Origin of the sequence: Methylobacillus sp., assembly GCF_036844465.1 — a bacterium.
Classification (GTDB): domain Bacteria; phylum Pseudomonadota; class Gammaproteobacteria; order Burkholderiales; family Methylophilaceae; genus Methylobacillus.
The window spans coordinates 1-19072 of the sequence record NZ_DAIUFW010000013.1 but is presented as its reverse complement, the minus strand read 5'-3'; the positions used below and the strand labels follow the sequence as shown (position 1 = coordinate 19072).

General features: G+C 56.3%; 19 protein-coding genes and 1 pseudogene. 8 read left to right on the top strand and 12 right to left on the bottom strand.

The genetic code is table 11. From position 1 onward, the window contains the following. Window positions 1–6: 6 nt before the first annotated feature. From V7Z75_RS12690 to yjgA, 7 genes are all read right to left on the bottom strand, one after another. On the bottom strand, window positions 7–375 hold the full coding sequence (locus V7Z75_RS12690) for a Na+/H+ antiporter subunit G (protein ID WP_334109030.1): 369 nt from the start codon (window positions 373–375) through the stop codon (window positions 7–9). Further along, the gene (locus tag V7Z75_RS12685) at window positions 372–641 is read right to left on the bottom strand and encodes a K+/H+ antiporter subunit F (RefSeq protein ID WP_334109029.1); all 270 of its coding nucleotides are present in this window, start codon (window positions 639–641) and stop codon (window positions 372–374) included. Before V7Z75_RS12685 ends, V7Z75_RS12690 begins: the two co-directional genes overlap by 4 nt. Continuing rightward, on the bottom strand, window positions 638–1126 hold the full coding sequence (locus tag V7Z75_RS12680) for a Na+/H+ antiporter subunit E (RefSeq protein ID WP_334109028.1): 489 nt from the start codon (window positions 1124–1126) through the stop codon (window positions 638–640). The genes V7Z75_RS12685 and V7Z75_RS12680 overlap by 4 nt, the downstream gene beginning before the upstream one ends. Continuing rightward, entirely contained in the window at window positions 1126–2658 is a 1533-nt protein-coding gene (locus V7Z75_RS12675) for a monovalent cation/H+ antiporter subunit D (RefSeq protein ID WP_334109027.1), read from the bottom strand. Before V7Z75_RS12675 ends, V7Z75_RS12680 begins: the two co-directional genes overlap by 1 nt. Further along, window positions 2655–2984 carry a Na+/H+ antiporter subunit C gene (locus V7Z75_RS12670; protein ID WP_334109026.1) on the bottom strand — a complete coding sequence of 110 codons (330 nt, stop codon included), beginning with the start codon at window positions 2982–2984 and terminating at the stop codon, window positions 2655–2657. Before V7Z75_RS12670 ends, V7Z75_RS12675 begins: the two co-directional genes overlap by 4 nt. Beyond that, window positions 2972–5869 (bottom strand): monovalent cation/H+ antiporter subunit A, encoded by a 2898-nt coding sequence (locus V7Z75_RS12665; RefSeq protein WP_334109025.1) that lies wholly within the window; start codon window positions 5867–5869, stop codon window positions 2972–2974. Before V7Z75_RS12665 ends, V7Z75_RS12670 begins: the two co-directional genes overlap by 13 nt. Before the next feature lie 131 nt (window positions 5870–6000). Beyond that, on the bottom strand, window positions 6001–6573 hold the full coding sequence (gene yjgA, locus V7Z75_RS12660; RefSeq protein WP_334109024.1) for a ribosome biogenesis factor YjgA: 573 nt from the start codon (window positions 6571–6573) through the stop codon (window positions 6001–6003). A 38-nt stretch (window positions 6574–6611) separates the two neighbouring features. On the opposite strand from yjgA, the gene pmbA reads away from it, so the two are divergent. Then, window positions 6612–7970, top strand: a complete 1359-nt coding sequence (gene pmbA, locus V7Z75_RS12655) for a metalloprotease PmbA (protein ID WP_334109023.1) — start codon at window positions 6612–6614, stop codon at window positions 7968–7970. A 70-nt stretch (window positions 7971–8040) separates the two neighbouring features. On the opposite strand, the gene V7Z75_RS12650 is transcribed toward pmbA, so the two are convergent. Continuing rightward, the gene (locus V7Z75_RS12650; RefSeq protein ID WP_334109022.1) at window positions 8041–8772 is read right to left on the bottom strand and encodes an MlaA family lipoprotein; all 732 of its coding nucleotides are present in this window, start codon (window positions 8770–8772) and stop codon (window positions 8041–8043) included. A gap of 202 nt (window positions 8773–8974) precedes the next feature. Between V7Z75_RS12650 and V7Z75_RS12645 the strand changes: the two genes are divergently transcribed. Further along, window positions 8975–9979 carry a class 1 fructose-bisphosphatase gene (locus tag V7Z75_RS12645; protein WP_334109021.1) on the top strand — a complete coding sequence of 335 codons (1005 nt, stop codon included), beginning with the start codon at window positions 8975–8977 and terminating at the stop codon, window positions 9977–9979. A gap of 28 nt (window positions 9980–10007) precedes the next feature. On the opposite strand, the gene V7Z75_RS12640 is transcribed toward V7Z75_RS12645, so the two are convergent. Genes V7Z75_RS12640 through panD form a run of 4 tightly spaced genes read right to left on the bottom strand, consistent with a single transcriptional unit; the run spans window position 10008 to window position 12668 of the window. Beyond that, window positions 10008–11447 carry a cryptochrome/photolyase family protein gene (locus V7Z75_RS12640; RefSeq protein ID WP_334109020.1) on the bottom strand — a complete coding sequence of 480 codons (1440 nt, stop codon included), beginning with the start codon at window positions 11445–11447 and terminating at the stop codon, window positions 10008–10010. Window positions 11448–11450: 3 nt separating this feature from the next. Further along, window positions 11451–11918, bottom strand: a complete 468-nt coding sequence (gene rlmH, locus V7Z75_RS12635) for a 23S rRNA (pseudouridine(1915)-N(3))-methyltransferase RlmH (RefSeq protein ID WP_334109019.1) — start codon at window positions 11916–11918, stop codon at window positions 11451–11453. Window positions 11919–11928: 10 nt separating this feature from the next. Then, on the bottom strand, window positions 11929–12288 hold the full coding sequence (gene rsfS / locus V7Z75_RS12630) for a ribosome silencing factor (RefSeq protein ID WP_334109018.1): 360 nt from the start codon (window positions 12286–12288) through the stop codon (window positions 11929–11931). Beyond that, the gene (gene panD, locus V7Z75_RS12625) at window positions 12288–12668 is read right to left on the bottom strand and encodes an aspartate 1-decarboxylase (RefSeq protein ID WP_334109017.1); all 381 of its coding nucleotides are present in this window, start codon (window positions 12666–12668) and stop codon (window positions 12288–12290) included. Before panD ends, rsfS begins: the two co-directional genes overlap by 1 nt. A 348-nt stretch (window positions 12669–13016) precedes the next feature. Here panD and ypfJ point away from each other — a divergent pair, with 348 nt between their 5' ends. From ypfJ to V7Z75_RS12595, 6 genes and pseudogenes are all read left to right on the top strand, one after another. After that, a complete protein-coding gene (ypfJ, locus tag V7Z75_RS12620) occupies window positions 13017–13862 on the top strand; it encodes a KPN_02809 family neutral zinc metallopeptidase (protein ID WP_334109016.1) in 846 nt (281 codons plus the stop codon). 293 nt (window positions 13863–14155) lie between these two features. After that, a complete protein-coding gene (folE2, locus tag V7Z75_RS12615) occupies window positions 14156–14959 on the top strand; it encodes a GTP cyclohydrolase FolE2 (protein WP_334109015.1) in 804 nt (267 codons plus the stop codon). Beyond that, window positions 14952–16070, top strand: coding sequence for a bifunctional 3,4-dihydroxy-2-butanone-4-phosphate synthase/GTP cyclohydrolase II (ribBA, locus tag V7Z75_RS12610; RefSeq protein ID WP_334109014.1), 1119 nt, complete (start codon window positions 14952–14954; stop codon window positions 16068–16070). Before folE2 ends, ribBA begins: the two co-directional genes overlap by 8 nt. Before the next feature lie 30 nt (window positions 16071–16100). After that, the gene (locus V7Z75_RS12605; RefSeq protein WP_334109013.1) at window positions 16101–16901 is read left to right on the top strand and encodes an FAD-binding oxidoreductase; all 801 of its coding nucleotides are present in this window, start codon (window positions 16101–16103) and stop codon (window positions 16899–16901) included. A gap of 49 nt (window positions 16902–16950) precedes the next feature. Then, window positions 16951–17807, top strand: a pseudogene (locus V7Z75_RS12600) (APC family permease); the annotation flags it as partial. A gap of 2 nt (window positions 17808–17809) precedes the next feature. Beyond that, window positions 17810–19072 (top strand): APC family permease (locus tag V7Z75_RS12595; RefSeq protein WP_334109012.1); only part of this gene is annotated, 1263 nt, incomplete at its 3' end.

Genomic DNA, 19072 nt, shown 5'->3' with positions numbered 1-19072 from the left:
CAGTAATCAGTCTATTGTGTGGTAAGGCTTGTGCTGGCTGTTTTTGCGGGCAATGGCTTCGTCTGGCAAGGGGAAAAGTGAATCCACCCTGAGATGCAGTGCTGCTTTTGCCAGCAAATGGGCGCTGATCGGCGCAGTAATGAACAGGAAGAGCGTGATCAATATTTCATGCAGGCTCAGGCCCTCCCCCTGGGTGCTGAAGAAAATGGAAGAGGCAACCAACAGGCAGCCGACACCCAGTGTAGTTCCCTTGGTCGGCCCATGCAGGCGCATATAGAAATCACGCAGCCGTGCCAGGCCGAGCGAGCCGATGAAGGTAAACGTGGCGCCTGCGATGATCAAGATGGAGAGTAGGATTTCAAGGGCGATGTTCATTCGATGATGTCTCCACGCAGCAGATATTTGCACATGGCTACGGTGCCGACAAACCCCATCAGGGCAATCAGCAGGGCAGCCTCGAAGTAGACTGCATTGGCAATGTGGATGCCGAACAGTACCAGCAGGGCGATGGTGTTGATGTAGAGCGTATCCAGCGCCAGGATGCGGTCAGGCGCGCTTGGTCCCTTGAGCAAGCGCCAGGCATTGAGCGCCAACGAGGCTGAAACCAGCACAAAGGCGATGTGAATGGCAATGGCGATCATTTTTCAAAAATCTCCTTCAGCGGCTGTTCATAACGTGTCTTGATGGTGTGGATAAAGGCGTCGGCATCCTCCACATCCAACGCATGCATGAGGATGCTCTTGCGGTCTGGCGCCAGCAATGCGGAGAGCGAGCCTGGAGTCAGGCAGGAGACAGAGGCAAGAAAACTCATCGCAAAATCAGAGTTAAGGTTAATCGGCACCACGATAAAAGCCGGACGCAGTTTTTCCGGCTTGCCCATGATACGCATGGCGACAATGAGATTGGCTTCCACGATGTCATGGAACAAGACCCAGCTGAATTTCAGCAGCGTCAGTGGCTTGTATATCTTGAGTTTGTCGGGCCAGAACTGCAGGGCAAAGAAAGGGATGGCCCAGCCTAGCAGCAGGCCGAGCACGATCTGACCGGGTGCAAAACTGTTAACAAGCAGCAGCCAGATGATGGCCAGAATGAGGGTGAGCAGCGGGTGGGGTAGGAACCTTTGCATTATTGGCCTCCTGAACCGAGCACGGCATCGGTATAAGCTGGCACATCCAGCAACTGGCTGGCGGTATCCAGGTTGAAGCGGTTGATCGGACCGGCGCAGAATGTCATGCCAAGACACAATAACAGCAGGCCCAGGATGGGCAGCATTTCGCGCAGGCTCAACGGCTCGGGCTGGCCTTGCTTGGTATAACTATTGGTCGATCTGTCCATGGCATGGGCCTCGAAGAAGAAAAGGCTGCCGGAACGTGCCATGGCAATGATGGAAAGCAGGCCATTGGCGAGCACGATCAGCATGATATAAGGCAATGCCGGGTGTTCCAGCGCGGCGCGCAGCACCATGAATTTCCCCAGGAAACCGGAAAGCGGCGGCAGGCCGCAGACAAGGATGGCCAACATGAAAAACAGGATGCTGAGCACTCGCTGGTGGGTAATGACATAGCCTGCCTCCAGCCTGTCTTCCACCTGCCCGCGGCGCTTGACGATCAAGTCGGCCAACAGGAACAGCGCTGCCGTGGCAAAAGTGGTGTGAGGAAGATAATACAGCCCGGCGGCAATGCCAGTGGTCGAATTCAGGCTGAAGCTGGTCAGCAGGGTACCCGCCGACACCACCACCAGGTAGGCAACCTGTTGGCGCAGGCGCTTGCTGCCCAGGAGGCCAAAGCTGCCGATGATAATAGTAGCGAGCGCCATAGCGAGCAGCCAGCCGTCCAGCAGGTTGGCCAATGGGCCAGCCTCATTGCCGAACACCAGGGTATAGATGCGCAAGATGCTGTAAATCCCGACCTTGGTCATGATGGCAAATAATGCGGCGACAGGCGCGCTGGTTTGCGAATAGGCCGAAGGCAGCCAGAGATATAGCGGCAGTAACGCCGCTTTCAGCCCAAATACAATGAACAGCAGCAAGCCGGCAGTCTTGACCAGGCTGACGTTATCGGGGCTGACCTGGGCTACCTTGACGGCAAGATCGGCCATGTTGAGCGTGCCCAGCACGCCATACAGGATCCCCGCTGCAATCAGAAAGAGCGAAGAGCCTACGACATTGATCACCACGAAATGCAGACCGGAGCGTATGCGCTTGCGCCCGCCGCCGTGCAGGAGCAGGCTGTATGAGGCGAGCAACAGCACTTCGAAGAAGACGAACAGGTTGAACAGGTCGCCGGTAAGAAATGCGCCATTGAGCCCGAAAAGCTGGAGCTGGAACAGGATATGGAACTGGCGGCCTTCCCTGTCGGTGCCGCGCATGGCATAGACCTGGGAGAACAGGGCCAGCAGCGAGGTGGTGAGCACCAGCAGGGCTGCCAAACGGTCTGCCATGAGCACGATACCGAACGGCGCGGGCCAGTCTCCCAGCGCATAGACCAATATGGAGCCAGTGCTGGCAGTGCAGACTAATTGGAAGGCAATGCCTATCAAGGCCAGGTTGCTGAGCAGGGAGATAGTGCGCTTGATGTAGATGCGCTGCTCGCGCAACAACAGCAGGAAAATGCCGGTGAACAGAGGCAACAGCAAAGGAAAGATGGCAAGATGGCTCAACGGACATCCTTTCCATCAACATGGTCGTTACCCATTTCCGTGCGGGCCTTGAGCGCCAGCACGATGATATAGGCTGTCATTGCAAAGCTGATCACAATGGCAGTAAGCACTAGCGCCTGCGGCAGCGGGTCTGTATAGCTGCTGGCTTCGGTACTGATAATGGGCGGCTTGCCGATAACCAGCCGCCCCATGACGAACAGGAACAGGTTGACGGCATATGACAATAGAGTCAGGCCGAGTACAACCGGGAAGGTGTGGCTGCGCAGGCAGAGATAGACGCCGCCTGCCGTGAGTATGCCGATCAGGGTGGAGATTAATGCTTCCATGGCATGCCTTGCTCGGGTTTGTGTGGAACGACTACTTTTGATGTTTCCACCTGCTGATGCACGGGCTTTAAATCCTTGCTGGTGGGATTCTTGTTGATGCGTGGCAGATAGCTGACCTGGTGGATCATACCCAGGTTGATCAGGATCAGCAGCGAAGTGCCGACCACGACCAGGAATACGCCGAGATCAAATGCCATGGCCGATGCCAGCTCGAACTCGCCCAGCACGGGGAAGTGCAGGTGAGAGAAGGTAGAAGTCAGGAATGGATAGCCAAAATACCAGCTCGCAACGCCAGTGCTTGCGGCAGTCAACAGGCCGTAACCGATGAGTGGATGGGTGTTGGCAGGAAGCTTCCTGCGTGTCCATTCCACACCATTGGCGAGATATTGCACGATCAGGGCGGCAGAGGTGATCAGGCCCGCGATAAAGCCGCCGCCCGGCAGGTTGTGACCACGTAGCAGGATGAAGGCTGCGACCAGTAAGGCAAGAGGCAGCAGGAGTCGGCTAAATGTGGACAGGATCACGGGATGGGTATCCGGATCCCAAGGGCGGCCCTGGGCATCCTGCACGGGGCTAAGCAGCTTAAGCTGGTGCAGCATGGCATAGATACCCAAGCCTGCCAGAGCGAGCACAGTGATTTCGCCCATGGTGTCGAATCCGCGGAAATCCACCAATAGCACATTCACCACATTGGTTCCGCCGCCACCGCTGACGCTGTTGGTGACAAAATAATCAGCGATGGTCTGATAATCGCGCGTCAGCACGGCATAGCTCAACACGCTCATACCGATACCAGAAAGTGTGGCGATGGCGATATCGCGGCCCTGGTACCAGCGGCTCTCTTCGTCAGGCGTGCTTTGCGGCAGGAAGAACAGCGCCAGCAGCATGAGGACGACCGTGATGAACTCCACGGCCAATTGCGTCAGCGCCAGGTCAGGCGCCGAGAACTTGACGAACGTCAGTGCCACACCCAACCCGACCACACTAACGAGGACGAGGGCGGTGAAACGCTGTTGGTGCATGGCGACGGTGGCAATTGCTGCGGCGATCATGATGATGGCCACCATCGTGCTCATGGGGTCTATCGGTAGCAGGTCGCGGCCGCCTGCCAGAGGGCTCCCGCCAGTGAGGAAGCCATAAGCGCCGATCAGGAGGGTAGTGACGAACAGCACCCACAGCATGCGCTTTTGCGACAAATTGTCTGCATTCATGGTAACGCTATTGGATAAGGCGAATAGTCCGTGCAAGAGACTGTTATAGATCAACTTGGCATCTACTCTGCCATCCAGGCGGGTTTGCAGCGCGAAGAACCGGCGACGCTGGCTGTACACTAACATCCCACCAGCCAGCGCAATGGCGCTCATCAACAGTTCAGGCGTGAAGCCATGCCAGATGGCAAGGTGGAAATCCGGGGCATGGCCTTGCAGTACACTGCCAGTCACCAGCGTCACCAATGGCTGCGCCATGACCGGAAACAGGCCGATGGCGATACAGGCAGCCACCAGAATGGCGACAGGAATCTGCATGCCGCTGGACGGGTCATGCGGGTCCTTGGGTAGATCATCAGGCGCGGCGCCGAAAAATACATTGTGGGCAATGCGGATCGAATAGGCAGCGGAGAATACCGCACCCAGTGTCACGACGGCTGGCAATAGCCAGGACGGATCGAGCGCATGGCCGTGTTCCACGATTTCCGCCAGAAACATTTCCTTGGAAATAAAGCCGTTGAGGCCGGGAATACCCGCCATGGCCGCCGCCGCAATCACCATCAGTGCGGCGCTGTAGGGCATGTAGCGATACAGGCCCCGCAGGTGCCGCATATCGCGAGTGCCGGTTTCATGGTCGACAATGCCTGCCAGCATGAACAGCGAGGCCTTGAATGTGGCATGGTTGATGATGTGGAATACCCCCGCGACCACGGCCAGCGGCGTGCCGATGCCGAACAAGGTGACGATCAGGCCGAGATGGCTGATGGTGGAATAGGCCAGCAGGGCTTTCATATCATGCTTGAACAACGCGATGTAGCTGCCGATCAGAAAAGTGACAATGCCAACCCCGGAGACGATCCAGGTCCATTCAGGAGTGCCGGATAAGGCGGGAAACAATCGTGCCAACAAGAATATCCCGGCCTTGACCATCGTGGCCGAATGCAGGTAAGCGGATACCGGCGTGGGGGCGGCCATGGCATTGGGTAGCCAGAAATGGAAAGGGAATTGTGACGATTTGGTAAACACGCCCAGCAGGATCAACAACAGCATGATGGAGTAATACTCATGGCTGCGGATGATGTCTCCTGCGAGCAGGATATCGCTGATCTCGTAACTTCCCGCCATGTGTCCCAATAGCAGGAATCCGCCCAACATGGCGAGTCCGCCGCCGCCGGTGATGGTGAGCGCCATGCGCGCGCCGCGGCTGGCTTCCTCGCGTTGTTGCCAGTAGCTGATGAGGAGGAAGGAGGACAGGCTGGTCAATTCCCAGAACATCAATAGCTGGATGATGTTTTCCGAGAGCACGACACCCAGCATCGAGCCCATGAACAGCAAGAGATAAGTATAGAAGCGCCCCATGCTGTCGCGCGGAGATAGGTAGTAGCGTGCATAGACCACTACGATCAACCCGATAATCAGGATCATCAGTGTGAACAGTAATGACAGGCCATCAAGCCGGAATGCCAGGTCAACACCCAGTTCGGGAATCCAGAATGCAACGCGCTGAATAATGGTCTCACCTTGCCACACCAGTTGGGCGACAGGGGAAAGCAATGCCAGGGCGAAGACTGCGACCAGGATCGCAACCCAAGCGGACGAATACCGCCCCAGCTTGGTGCTGAGCTTGGTAAAGACGGCTCCCAGAAAGGGTAGCAGGGTTAAGTATGCTAAGCCCATGAAGTTCTATATATGGTTGTCAAAATATATGCTTGCCCGCATCATAAATCAGTGTTGGGCGATTGATGTAATTTTAATGCTATAAAACCAATGGGGGTTTCTAGCAGGCATGGCCTGCGGGGCAATGGATATTAGGTTGCGCTGATGGAGGAATCAGTATCCAGTTCTGCCTCGTTGTTTATCTCGGAAGTAACGTTTTCCGTGATGCTGCGGATGAGCTTGAATAACTCCCTGCTGCTCTTGGGTGGCTTGGAGGCGGCTATTTCACGACGCGCATTGCGAATCAGGTTCCGGATCTGTTGCGCCTCGGTATGCGGATATTCCTTGATGAATTCTGCCAACGCCGCTTCGTCGTCCAGCAGGCGGCTACGCCACTGCTCCAGACGATGGAAGCGCGCATTCTCTTCATTGTGTGAACCCTCCCAGCGTTGCAATTGTTCCATGATAGGAGTGGTGTCGGTGTCACGCATCAGGCGGCCAATATATTGCATCTGTCGGCGCAACGCACCATTTGAGGTGATGCGTTTGGCCTCATGAATGGCATCCAGCAAGGCTTCTGGCAGATCCAGCTTGGCCAGCTTATCCTTGGGCAGTCCGACCAGCGTCACCCCAATCGCTTGCTGGGCATCTGCCTCGGCCTTGCGTTTGGTCTTGCTGATGGGATCAATGTCGTGTGCGGTGTTTTCTGTCTTGTTCGGTTTCATGCTGATGTATGATAACAGTTTTTTGTAAAGAGACTCCTGTGAACGACCAGATAGCGCATGGTGCGCGCTTTTCATACACGCTGGATGAGCTCAAGGGTTTAAGCGAAGAGGTGTTGCGCCTGGCTAAGGCTGCTGGCGCCAGCGCGGCAGAAGCTGAAGTAAGCTTGGGAATCGGACAGAATGTCTCGATTCGCATGGGCGAGACCGAGACCATTGAATACAACCGCGACAAGGGTATGTCTGTCACTGTTTACTTCGGACAGCAGAAGGGACATGCCAGCACTTCCGACCTCAGCTTGCAAGCGCTGGGCGACACTGTCGCTGCTGCCTGCAATATTGCCCGCTACACTGCCCAGGATGAATTTTGCGGCTTGGCAGATCCTGCTTTGCTGGCGCGGGAAATCCCTGACCTTGACCTGTACCATCCCTGGGAAATCAGCGTGGATGATGCCCTGGCGTTGGCGCTGGAATGCGAGCAGGCGGCAAGAGCGGCTGATCCGCGCATCAGCAATTCCGAAGGGGCCTCGGTATCGACTTACGAAGGTTTGTTTTCCTATGCGAATAGCCATGGATTCAATGCCGGATATCCCAGTTCACGCCATGGCCTGAGTTGTTCGGTGATCGCCGAGGCTGGCGACAGCATGCAGCGCGACTATTGGTACACCAGTGCACGCCGCGCCCAGGACCTCGATTCTGCACGCGCGGTTGGGTTGCGCGCGGGCGAGCGTGCCGCACGCCGATTGAATCCGGGAAGAGTGAAAACCTGCCAGGTACCGGTATTGTTCGAGGCGCCGCTGGCGTCCGGCTTGATCTCTCATCTGGTATCGGCCATTTCCGGTGGCAGCCTGTACCGCAAGTCTTCTTTCCTGCTTGATAGCCTGGGCAAACAGGTGATGTCCTCCCTCATGAACATAGAGGAGTTGCCGCATATTCCGCGCGGCCTTGCCAGTTCGCCATTTGATAATGAGGGTGTTGCCACTCGCTCCCGGACATTGATCAATAACGGTGTGTTGGAGGGATATATGCTGGGCAGTTATTCTGCCCGCAAGCTCGGCATGCAAAGCACAGGCAATGCAGGCGGCAACCATAACCTGATTGTCCGGCATGGTGACCTCGACCTGGCAGGTTTGTTCAAGACCATGGGCACAGGCCTGCTGGTGACTGAGCTGCTGGGACATGGCATCAATATGGTGACTGGCGATTACTCACGCGGCGCGGCTGGTTTTTGGGTAGAAAATGGTGTGATTGCTTATCCAGTGGAAGAGATTACGATTGCTGGCAACCTGGCTGAAATGTTCATGAACATCGTGGCTGTGGGCAATGATGTTTTGGTGCAAGGCTCCAAGCAAACCGGCTCCATTCTGATTGAGCGCATGACGGTGGCAAGTGGGGAATAATGTCGAGTTGAAGAGGTGAGAAAATAAAAAGCCACGCATTGCGTGGCTTTTTACTGAATAACAATCGGTGTTATTGAGCTGGTTGCTCTTCGTCGTCGTCATCGAAATTATCGTCATGAGTGGGTACGTCGCCATGGATAGCGATGGCACGGCGTTGCAGGTATGCCTCGCGCATGAAGATGTATGGGTCCAGCGCTGCGTCATCAATCAGGTCGCTGGCGGGCAGGTATTGCGCGCGCAGGTCGATGAACTTGACCAAGCGTAACTGGTTGCGTGCGCGAGCCTCATCCACAAGCTGGATAGGGTCGAGGTAAACGGTATCCACTGCCAGGCCTGCCGTATCGCGCAGGGTGCTCGGGCCGATGAAGGGCAAAACGATATAGGCGCCACTGCCTACGCCCCATTTGCCCAGTGTCTGGCCGAAATCGGCGTTGTGCTTGGGCACATTGTCCATGGAGGCGACGTCCACCAAGCCACCCAGGCCGACAGTGGAGTTGATGACAAGGCGTCCGGCATTGTCCATCGCCTTGCCGAATTCAAATTGCAGCAGGTTGTTGATCAGGGAGGTTACAGTCCCCAGGTTGCTGAAGAAGTTATGGATGCCTGTGCGAATCGGGCTGGGCAGAACGGCCTTGTAGGCGCCAGCGATAGGCTTGATGACGGCTTTATCGGCGGTATCATTGAATTTGTAAATCCCGCGGTTCATACTTTCCAGTGGGTCTTTATTGGCGTGGGTGGCACAGCCAGACACGCTGAATGCAAGCGCAACGCTGATTGCAATCCCTGAAATTTTAACGCGCATACAATTGTCCTAATTATTATTGGGTGTCTCTAATTTGACACAAACGGAATCCACTTTAACCGAGCAGTTTTTCGTTGTCCATGGAATTTGACACATCTGTGGCCTATCTGAGGGGCATCGTTGTAAAAATGAAACACCTGGTGGCTGGGTGGTGATGTATCTGGCCATGCGGGATATTGATACAGTTTTATGGAGGAAGGAAATGGTAATACAGAAACTTTCGGATTTCCTGTCCGAGCAGGGCAGGCAACATGGATTGGCAGACGGGTTGCTGTCACTGGTGGAGGAGCTTGCCTCTACATGCAAGGCGGTTGCCCATGCTATTGGTCATGGTGCGTTGCAAGGCAATCTGGGCAGCGCTGGTCAGGAAAACATACAGGGCGAGCAGCAGAAGACCTTGGACCTGATCAGTAATGAGTTGTTTGCGCAAATGGCGCAACGGCACCCGCATGTGGCGGCGATTGCTTCCGAGGAAATGGAGCATGCGCAACTGTTCGCAGGCAAGTCGTCTGCCGACTATCTGCTGGCATTTGATCCGCTGGATGGATCGTCGAATGTCGATCTGAACCTGGCTGTCGGCAGTATTTTTTCGGTACTGCCCGCGCCACCCGGCAACGTGAGTGAGGCTTCATTCATACAGCCCGGCAATCGGCAACTGGCAGCTGGCTATGCGTTGTATGGCTCTTCTACCATGCTGGTGCTGACCTTGGGGCAAGGGGTGCACGGATTCACGCTGGATACGGATAGCGGTGAATTTTATCTGACCCATCCTGCGCTGACGGTTGCACCGGCAACGCAGGAATTTTCCATCAATATGTCCAACCAGCGTTTCTGGCAGCCTGCGGTGCAGCGTTATATCGAGGAATGCATTGCAGGCAGCAGCGGTTCGCGCGCGAAGGATTTCAACATGCGCTGGTCAGCGGCCATGGTGGCTGATGTGCACAGAGTACTGATGCGAGGCGGGGTGTTCCTCTATCCGCTGGATAGCCGTAGCGTGGGGCGAGGCGGTCGGCTCCGGCTGTTGTATGAGGCCAATCCCATGGGGTGGCTGATGGAGCAGGCTGGCGGGCTTGCCAGTACCGGGCACAGGAATATTCTGGAAATAGAGCCGGGCAGCCTGCATCAGCGCGTGGCAGTTATCATGGGTGCGCGGGAAGAGGTCGAGCGCTTGCAGGAGTATCATTCCTTCACCGACCCGACAGCGTAGCTTGCCGCTATCGGAGTTTCATGACCGGCTACTCCTGAGTTTTTTCTTTGCTGCCAGCCCGTTTGTATAGCGCCAGCGCCAGCGCCTGCTCCCGGCGCATGGCGTGATCTACCACGGGAGCGGGGTAGTCCTTGCCGATCACCAGCCCTAGCGCCTGCTGCCGCAATAGCGGGATCAGCCATGGGGCGTGGATTTCCTTGTTGTTGCATGGCTGGAGTTCGGGCACGTATTTGCGGATGAACTTGCCCTCGGGGTCGAATTTTTCCGATTGCGTCACCGGGTTGAAGATGCGGAACCACGGCTGCGCGTCGCAGCCGGTCGATGCCGCCCATTGCCAGCCGCCGTTGTTCGCGGCGAGGTCGAAGTCGATCAGTTTCTCCGCGAAGTAGTGTTCGCCCCAGCGCCAGTCGATCAGCAAGTCCTTGACCAGGAAGCTCGCCGCGACCATGCGCAAGCGGTTGTGCATGTAGCCGGTCTGGTTGATCTGGCGCATAGCGGCGTCGACCAGCGGATAGCCGGTACGCCCTTCGCACCAAGCCTGGAACAGGCTTTCGTCATTGGGAAACGGGATATGCTCGAATTCCGGCTTGAAGCTATGTCCTGCGGCTACCTGCGGATGATGGTGCAGGATTTGGAAATAAAAATCGCGCCACAGCAGTTCGTTGAGCCAGGTTTCCGCGCCCGCGCCACCTTGCTGCCACGCCGTCCTTGCCAAATGGCGGATGGACACGGTGCCGAAGCGCAGGTGCACCGAAAGGTAGGACGGGCCTTTCAATGCGGGGAAGTCGCGCGCATCGCGGTAGCGCGGCATGCGTTCGCTGAAGTTCTCGAACAAGGCCATGCCGCCCAACATGCCGGTAGGCAGCTTGAGCTGCTTGAGGTTACTGCGCGCAAAGCCTAACGACTCCAGGGACGGCATCGGCTGCGGTGCGGATTGCGCCAGCTGGCGCATGTAGCGGTCCACCGGGTAGGCCTTGAGGTAGAAGTCGTCCAATTTCCTCAGGCAGGCGTTCTTGTACGGCGTGAAGACGCTGAACGGGGTGCCCGACTTGGTCATGATTTCGTCGCGCTCGAAGATTACCTGGTCCTTGCAGCTCTTGAACGCGATGCCTTGCTCTTCTAGCCGCTGCCTGACGGTGTCGTCCCTTTTCACTGCTGCCGGTTCGTAATCGCGGTTGCAGTAGACGCATTCTGCGCCCAATGCGCTTGCGAGCGCAGGGATTTCGTTAATCGCCTTGCCGTGGCGCACCAGCAGGTCGCCGCCGCGGTGCTGCAGGGCAAGCTTGAGTTCAAGCACGCTTTCCCAGATGAATTCCACTCGACGGTCTTGCTTGGGCAGGCCATCGAGGATATCGGTGTCGAAGACGAAGGCGCACACGACCTTTTCGGAATCCTTCAGGGCATGGTAGAGCGCGGCATGGTCGTAGTCGCGCAGGTCGCGGCGGAACCACACCAGAGATTTGGTCATGGGTTATTCGCGGTGGTAAGGATGATTGTTGATGACACTTAATCCGCGATAGAGTTGCTCGCTCAGCATCACGCGCACCATGCCGTGCGGCATGGTGAGCCTGGATAGACTCCACAGCCAGTCGGCCTTGCGCTTCAGGCCGTCATGCAAGCCGTCGGCCCCGCCGATCACCAGGCTCACATCCCGGCCGCTTTCCATCCATAGGCGCATCTTGTCGGCCAGTTGCAGGGTCGTGACTTCCTGGCCGCGCTCATCAAGTACCACAAGATAATCCTGTCCAGCGGCTTCCAGGATGCGCTTGGCTTCGGCTTCCTGCACGACTTCAGAATTTTTGCCGGCAGCACGCTTGTCGGGCTTGATTTCGACGATTTCCACGCTCATCTCGCGCGGCATGCGCTTGGTGTATTCAGTGCATGCGGATTGCACCCATCCCGGCATTTTATGACCGACAGAAATAATCCGCAGCTTCAAGGAAGAACGGTTACTCTGTGGCCGTGATGTGGCCGCGACGGTTTTCGGTTTCGCCCCAGAGTTGCTCCAGGTTGTAATAGGCGCGGGTGGCGGGAATCATGACATGCACCACGATATCGCCCAGGTCAACCAGTACCCATTCACCTTCTTTCTCGCCTTCGGTGCCCTGAATATGGGCACCTTTTTCCTTGAGTTTTTCGCGTACATTGTCGGCAATGGCCTTGGCCTGGCGCGTGGAGTTTGCGCTGGCGACAATCATGTAGCTGGTCAGGGAGGTGAGCTTGCGCACGTCCATGACAGTAATATCGAAGGCTTTGATATCTTCCAGCGCGTCAACGACGGCCAGTTTCATTTGTTCTAGGTCTAGCATCAGGCAGCTTGTACAGGAATATGCTGGCGTTGGTCCTTGATACGGTTTTGCGCATCGACATACACCAGTTGGGGTTTGAATTGAACGAGTTCGTCTTCAGAGTAGCTCGCATAGGTGGCAATGATCAACAGGTCGCCAGGGCTTGCGCGGCGCGCAGCGGCACCATTCACCGAGATGGTGCCGGAGTTGCGCTCGGCGCGGATCGCGTAGGTGGTGAAGCGTTCGCCGTTATTGACATTATAGATGTCGATCTGTTGATATTCCTTGATGTCGGCTGCTTCCAGCAGCGTTTCATCAATGGCGCAGGAGCCCTCATAGTCCAGCTCCGAATGCGTGACTCGCACGCGATGCAGCTTGGATTTGAGCATAGTTCTTTGCATGGCTAGCCAAATTGTGAGAAAACAAGACCGACTATTATAGTGGAAACAACACGCTGAATAAACGAAGATTTAAGGCAGCGCTACGTCACGCGCTCAGGTTCAGGGAGTCGGAAGCGTTGATCTGTGAGCAATTGCAAGAATTATCTCCACGATACTGATTTTGATGCGGTGTTTCTGGATTTTCTGCGTCAATAGCATCCGCCAAGCCAGATATGTAGCGCGAGTTGTGGATGGGAAATATGAAATACCAAGTGTGAAGAGCAATAAATGAAGAAGGCGGCAGTGCTACTCTATCGCTATGCAAATACTCTGGCATTGCTGCTGTAAGCGTTCAACGGGAGAGCGAAAATGAAGTGGGATGGATTAAGGCGTTCGAGCAACGTGGAAGACAGGCGCGGCAGGGGCGGCGCGGGCAAGCTGGGCCTGGGAACGATAGTGGTGGCGGTGGTGGCTGGCTGGATATTCGGCGTGAACCCGCTGACTATCCTCGGTTTACTCGATGGCGCCAATGCGCCGATAACGCAACAGGGCGCGGCACCCCCTGCAGGCGACCGGCAGGCGATGTTCGTCTCCACGGTGCTGGCCAGTACCGAAGATGTCTGGGCAAAACTGTTCGGCGCGGCTGGCAGGCAATACGCAGAGCCCAGGCTGGTGCTGTTCGGCGGCGGTTCCAATACGACTCAGACGGGATGCGGCCTGGGCCAGAGCGCCATGGGACCGTTCTATTGCCCGGCTGACCAAACGGTGTATATCGACCTGGGGTTTTATGACACGCTGGAAAAAGAGCTGGGCGCACCGGGAGAATTCGCCCGTGCCTATGTGATCGCGCATGAAGTCGGGCACCATGTGCAGAACCTGCTGGGCGTATTACCCAAGGTGGACCAGGCCCGCTCGCGCATGAGCCAGACGGATGCCAATCGGCTTTCCGTCCTGCAGGAGTTGCAGGCGGATTGCCTTGCGGGCGTCTGGGCGCATCATGCCGATAGCCAATACAGCATGGTGGAATCCGGCGATATCGAATCCGCATTGAATGCGGCATCGCGGATAGGCGACGACTACCTGCAGAAACGCGGCCAGGGCTATGTGGTGCCGGAAAGCTTTACCCATGGTACCAGCGCGCAGCGCATGCAATGGTTTACCACTGGCTACAAGAGCGGCAAAGTGGAAACGTGCGACACATTCGGCAAGATGTAATCCAACACCTTCCATGATGGCCGCCTGCGATGGCGGCTTCCCTTCATATACTTCTTTTGGAGTAATCACTAGTTGGAATTGCCGCCCAAGGCGGTGATTCCGATAATGCACGCAAGTTGAAGGTTTTCAGCTTATCTCCATTGCATCCCCCACGTGGTTGAAGGGAGTCGTAAGTGAATTGCGCATTGATCTGATCCAGGTTGTTTCGTCCATTTCCGGCTCCCTTCTTTTTTAGGGTCGCGCCGCGGTGACGGGATGGATCAGTCGCATGGAAGCGGAAAGGTCATTTAGTCATGAATCTCCCGGTTGAGTTGGCCACTGAAGATGTCCAGAACGCGTTGGACAAGCGTAGGATTGCGATCAACAAGGTTGGCATCAAGGATATCCGCCATCCTGTCCAGGTGCGCGAGCGGGCAGGTGGCATGCAGCACTCCATTGCCACTTTCAGCATGTATGTGAACCTGGCGCACCACTTGAAAGGCACGCATATGTCGCGCTTTATCGAGGAGTTGGGCGGCGGGGCATTTCAAATTGATACCGCTCATTTTCAGCAAGTGCTCCAGCGCATGGCGCAGCAGCTGGAAGCAACCACTGGATACATTGAAGTGGCATTTCCGTTCTTCATGCAAAAGCAGGCCCCGGTTTCTGGCGTGCAGAGCCTGATGGATTATGAGGTCACCGTGCTGGGGGAAATCCGGGATGGTGATTGCCAGATCACGCTGCGCGTGCTGGTGCCGGTCACCAGTCTTTGCCCCTGTTCCAAGAAAATCTCCAGTTATGGCGCGCATAATCAGCGCTCGCATGTCACTGTCACCGCGCAACTCAAGGAAATGCTCCCGGTCGAGGACTTGATCGAGCTGGTGGAGCAGCAGGCCAGTTGCCAACTATATGGTTTGCTGAAGCGGCCTGACGAGAAATATGTCACTGAATATGCTTATGACCACCCCAAGTTTGTCGAGGACATGGTGCGTGACGTTGCCGCCGCGATTGCCAATGATGCGCGTATCGGGCGTTATACCGTGGAGTGCGAGAATTTTGAATCCATTCACAATCACTCCGCCTTTGCTGTCATCGAAGGGGGGGGCAGGCATGAATGACCTGAATACTTCCTTTCTGCAACAAGCCAGAATCAGCCCCATCGAGGACATTATTGAAGATATCCGCGCTGGCCGGATGGTGGTGATTGTCGATGAAGAGGATAGGGAGAACGAAGGCGACCTGTTGTTTGCGGCAGAATACGTCACGCCCGAGCATATCAACTTCATGGCTACCTATGGCCGCGGGCTAATTTGCCTGACCCTGACACAGGCGCGTTGCCAGCAACTGGGGCTGGCGCCCATGGTGGAGCATAACGGCGCCAGCATGGGGACGAATTTCACGGCTTCCATCGAAGCGGCGCACGGCGTGACCACCGGCATCTCGACGGCTGACCGCGCCTGGACCATCAAGACTGCCGTGCAGCCCAATGCCAGCGCTGGCGATATCGTGAGCCCGGGGCATATTTTCCCCCTAATCGCGCAAAACGACGGCGTGCTGGTCAGGGCCGGACATACCGAGGCAGGGTGCGACCTCGCGCGGCTGGCAGGGCTGGAACCTGCTGCCGTGATCTGCGAAATATTGAATGACGACGGCAATATGGCGCGCCTGCCTGACCTGCTGCAATTTGCCGCCGAGCATGGTTTGCGCATAGGCACTATTGCTGACCTCATCGAGTATCGCAGCCAGACTGAAACCTTGATTACGCGCACGGCAGAAAAACGGATCAATACTGCCTGGGGACAGTTCAGGCTATTGGCCTATCTGGACAAGACAACACAGGAAACCCATATCGCGCTGGTGAAAGGCGCGCCCGACCGTACAAGCGAAACAGTGGTGCGGGTGCATGAGCCGGTATCTGTACTGGATATCCTGGATAGCGACAGCAAGCAGCATAGCTGGAGCATTCCGCACGCGCTGGAATATATACAGCATGCGGAAAGCGGTGTGCTGGTCATGCTGTGCCGCAAGCTGGATGGCGACGAAATGCTGAATGAGCCGTGCCAGCCGGAGATCAGTAAAAGACCTGGGCACACGTTACTGGATTACGGCATAGGCGCACAGATCCTCCGCGATGTCGGCGTCGGCAAGATGAGCTTGTTGGCGCAGCCACGCAAAATGCCCAGCATGGCAGGGTTCGGCCTGGAAATCATGGATTTCATCAGCGAGTGAGTTAGTTTTATACAGGATTGGAATTCGGCAATGACACTATCCAGGCAAGGGGCGCGGGCGCCCAAATTCTCACCGGCAGTCGTGGAGCGCATGATCCCGCTCAATGAAACCACGCTGGAGATACGCTTGCGTAGCGCGCATGACTATCAGTATCAGGCAGGGCAATATTTGCCGGTATGTATCAATGACCAGATGATGCGCTATTACTCCTTGGCGAGCGCGCCTTCGGTGGACATGGCCTACCATTTGCATGTCAAAAAAGGCGAAGAGGGTTCCAGCGGCTGGTGGGTGCATCACAACCTCAAGCCGGGGCACAAGGTATTCGTCGGACAGCCTGCCGGGGCCAGCACCTATCAGCCACAGCCGGATACTCCCATGTTGCTGGTGGCGACAGGCTCGGGGTTGGCCTCGTTTTACGGCATTGTGCGGGAAGCGTTGTTTCATGGTCATGAGGCTCCTATCAGGCTGTATCATGGCGTGCGTCACGGCAAGGAGTTATACCTGATGGAGCAATTGCGCGCGCTGGAAAAGCTTTACCCCAATCTGCATTACATTCCTTGTATCTCTGGCAGCGGGATGATCCCGCATTGCCAGCAAGGCCGGGCACTGGATATAGCCATGGCGTCAACATCACTGTCGGCCGACTGGAAGGTATATTTCAGCGGTCATCCAGACATGGTGCATGATGGTTGGAAAGCCGCCATGGCGCGAGGGATGAGCACGGATGCCATATTTTCTGACCATCAGCCTGATCTTGGCAGCCTCATGCCAATGGCGGCGGCAAAGATATCTGTCAGGGTAGAGCACCATCTGCAATTGGCTTCCGCCTGAACATGCATGACCTGATGCTGGGGTATAAAACTGGCGACATGCAGAGGATATGCCTTTATGCCAGGAGTATCCGGTGCTGACCGGTTTGCGCGGCGGGGAGATTGCGACCGCCGATACCTATGAGGAAAACGGCAGCCAGAACGCTGTCTTGCATCGCTCGATAAGTTGGCATGGCGCATTCTGGGTCGCCAGCGGCGTTCCGGCGCTGGTGTTGTTTTCCATGGGGGCGGTGACTGCCACGGTCGGCAAGCCCGCCTGGATTGTCTGGGTCATTTCCATTACCTTTGCCTTGCTGCAGGCATTTACTTATGCGGAAATTGCCGGCTTGTTTCCGCACAAATCCGGTGGCGTATCCATTCATGGCGCCATGGCCTGGGTGCGGTACAGCAAGTTTCTCGCCCCGATTTCGGTCTGGTGCAACTGGTTTGCCTGGTCGCCGGTCTGGCTATCGGCTCGGGGCTGGCGGCGGGTTATATCCTCAGCGAGCTGTTTGAGCCAGATGCGGTGATCAACCGCTGGCAGATCACCTTGCTTGACCTGGGGATGATCAAGAGCGGCCTGGTTTTGCGGGTAAATGCCACCTTCATCCTCGGCGCCACCATTTTGCTGGGCGTATTTTCCATACAACATGGGGGTATTCGCCGATCCGCCAGAATCACCGCCATTATCGGCTTTATCGCCTTGGTTCCTCTGATACTGGTGGGCCTGGTACCTTTATTGACAGGGGATACGCCGGTTTCCAATTTTGTGCCGCTGCTGCCGCTTGCCTATGACGAAATGGGCAATGTGGCGAACGGCAGATGGGATATTTCTGGCTGGACATTGATGGCGGGCGGCTTGTTCATGGCGGCCTGGTCCACTTATGGTTTCGAAACGGCTGTGTGCTATACGCGGGAATTCAAGAATCGATGTTGTCCATCGGTTTCGGGTTTATACAGGCATTTACCTATGCTGAAATCGCCGGCTTGTTCCCGAACAAGACCGGGGGGGCGTCAGTCTATGGCGCCGTGGCATGGGTCAAGTACTTCAAGTTCGTCGCGCCGCTATCGATATGGTGTAACTGGGTAGCATGGACGCCGGTGCTTTCCATCGGTTCCGGGCTTGCGGCAGGCTATGTGCTGACCGCCATGTTCGCCCCGGATGCGGCAATCAATACCTGGTCCCTGACCCTGATGGATTTGAGCTTGCTCAAGAGTGGTCTAGAGTTGCGCATCAATGCGACCTTTGTGCTGGGAGCGATATTGCTGGTGCTGGCTTATATCATCCAGTATGGCGGTATCCTGCGTTCCGCCAAAACTACCATGATCCTGAGCCTGGCAGGTTTAATGCCACTCATCCTGGTGGGCCTGGTGCCTATCCTGACTGGCGACATGCCCGTCAACCATTTCTTCCCGCTCTCGCCATTGGCCTACGATAGTGTGGGCAACGTGGTTGATGGCCTGTGGGATCTCAATGGCTGGGTATTGATGGCTGGGGCCCTGTTCATCGCAGCCTGGTCAACCTATGGTTTTGAAACCGCAGTCTGCTATACCCGCGAATTCAAGGATCCCAAGACCGATACCTTCAAGGCTATCTTCTATTCTGGTCTGCTCTGTGTGGCTACTTACACACTGGTGCCACTGGCATTCCAGGGTCACCTCGGCCTGGGAGAGTTGATTTCTCCTGCCGTAGTGGATGCCAATGGAGTGGAAACCGCTGCTGCGGTCTATAGCGGCATGCTGGCACCGGATATCTACAGCGGCATGGGTGTGGCCAATGCGCTGGCCGGGATTCTTGGCGGCGGCGCGATGATTGCCAATTTGCTGGTAGTGATGCTGGTACTGGCATTGATGCTGTCCATCATGACAACCTTGTCCGGCGCTTCCCGCACCCTGTACCAGGGTTCCGAGGATGGCCTGCTGCCCAAGTTCCTCTCAGGTGTGAACGCTCACGGCGCGCCTGTCAACGCCATGCGCGCCAACCTGGTGGTCAACCTGGTGCTGTTGCTGCTGTCTGACTATGTGTTCCTGCTTGCTGCAGCCAACGTCAGCTACATTATCTTCAACTTCCTCAATCTGAACTCCGGCTGGATACACCGTATGGACAGGCCAGACTGGGAGCGCCCATACCGCGCGCCTATTTCCGGTTCTATCCAGCACATGGCAGGCATGAAGCATGTGCCGACAATCGTG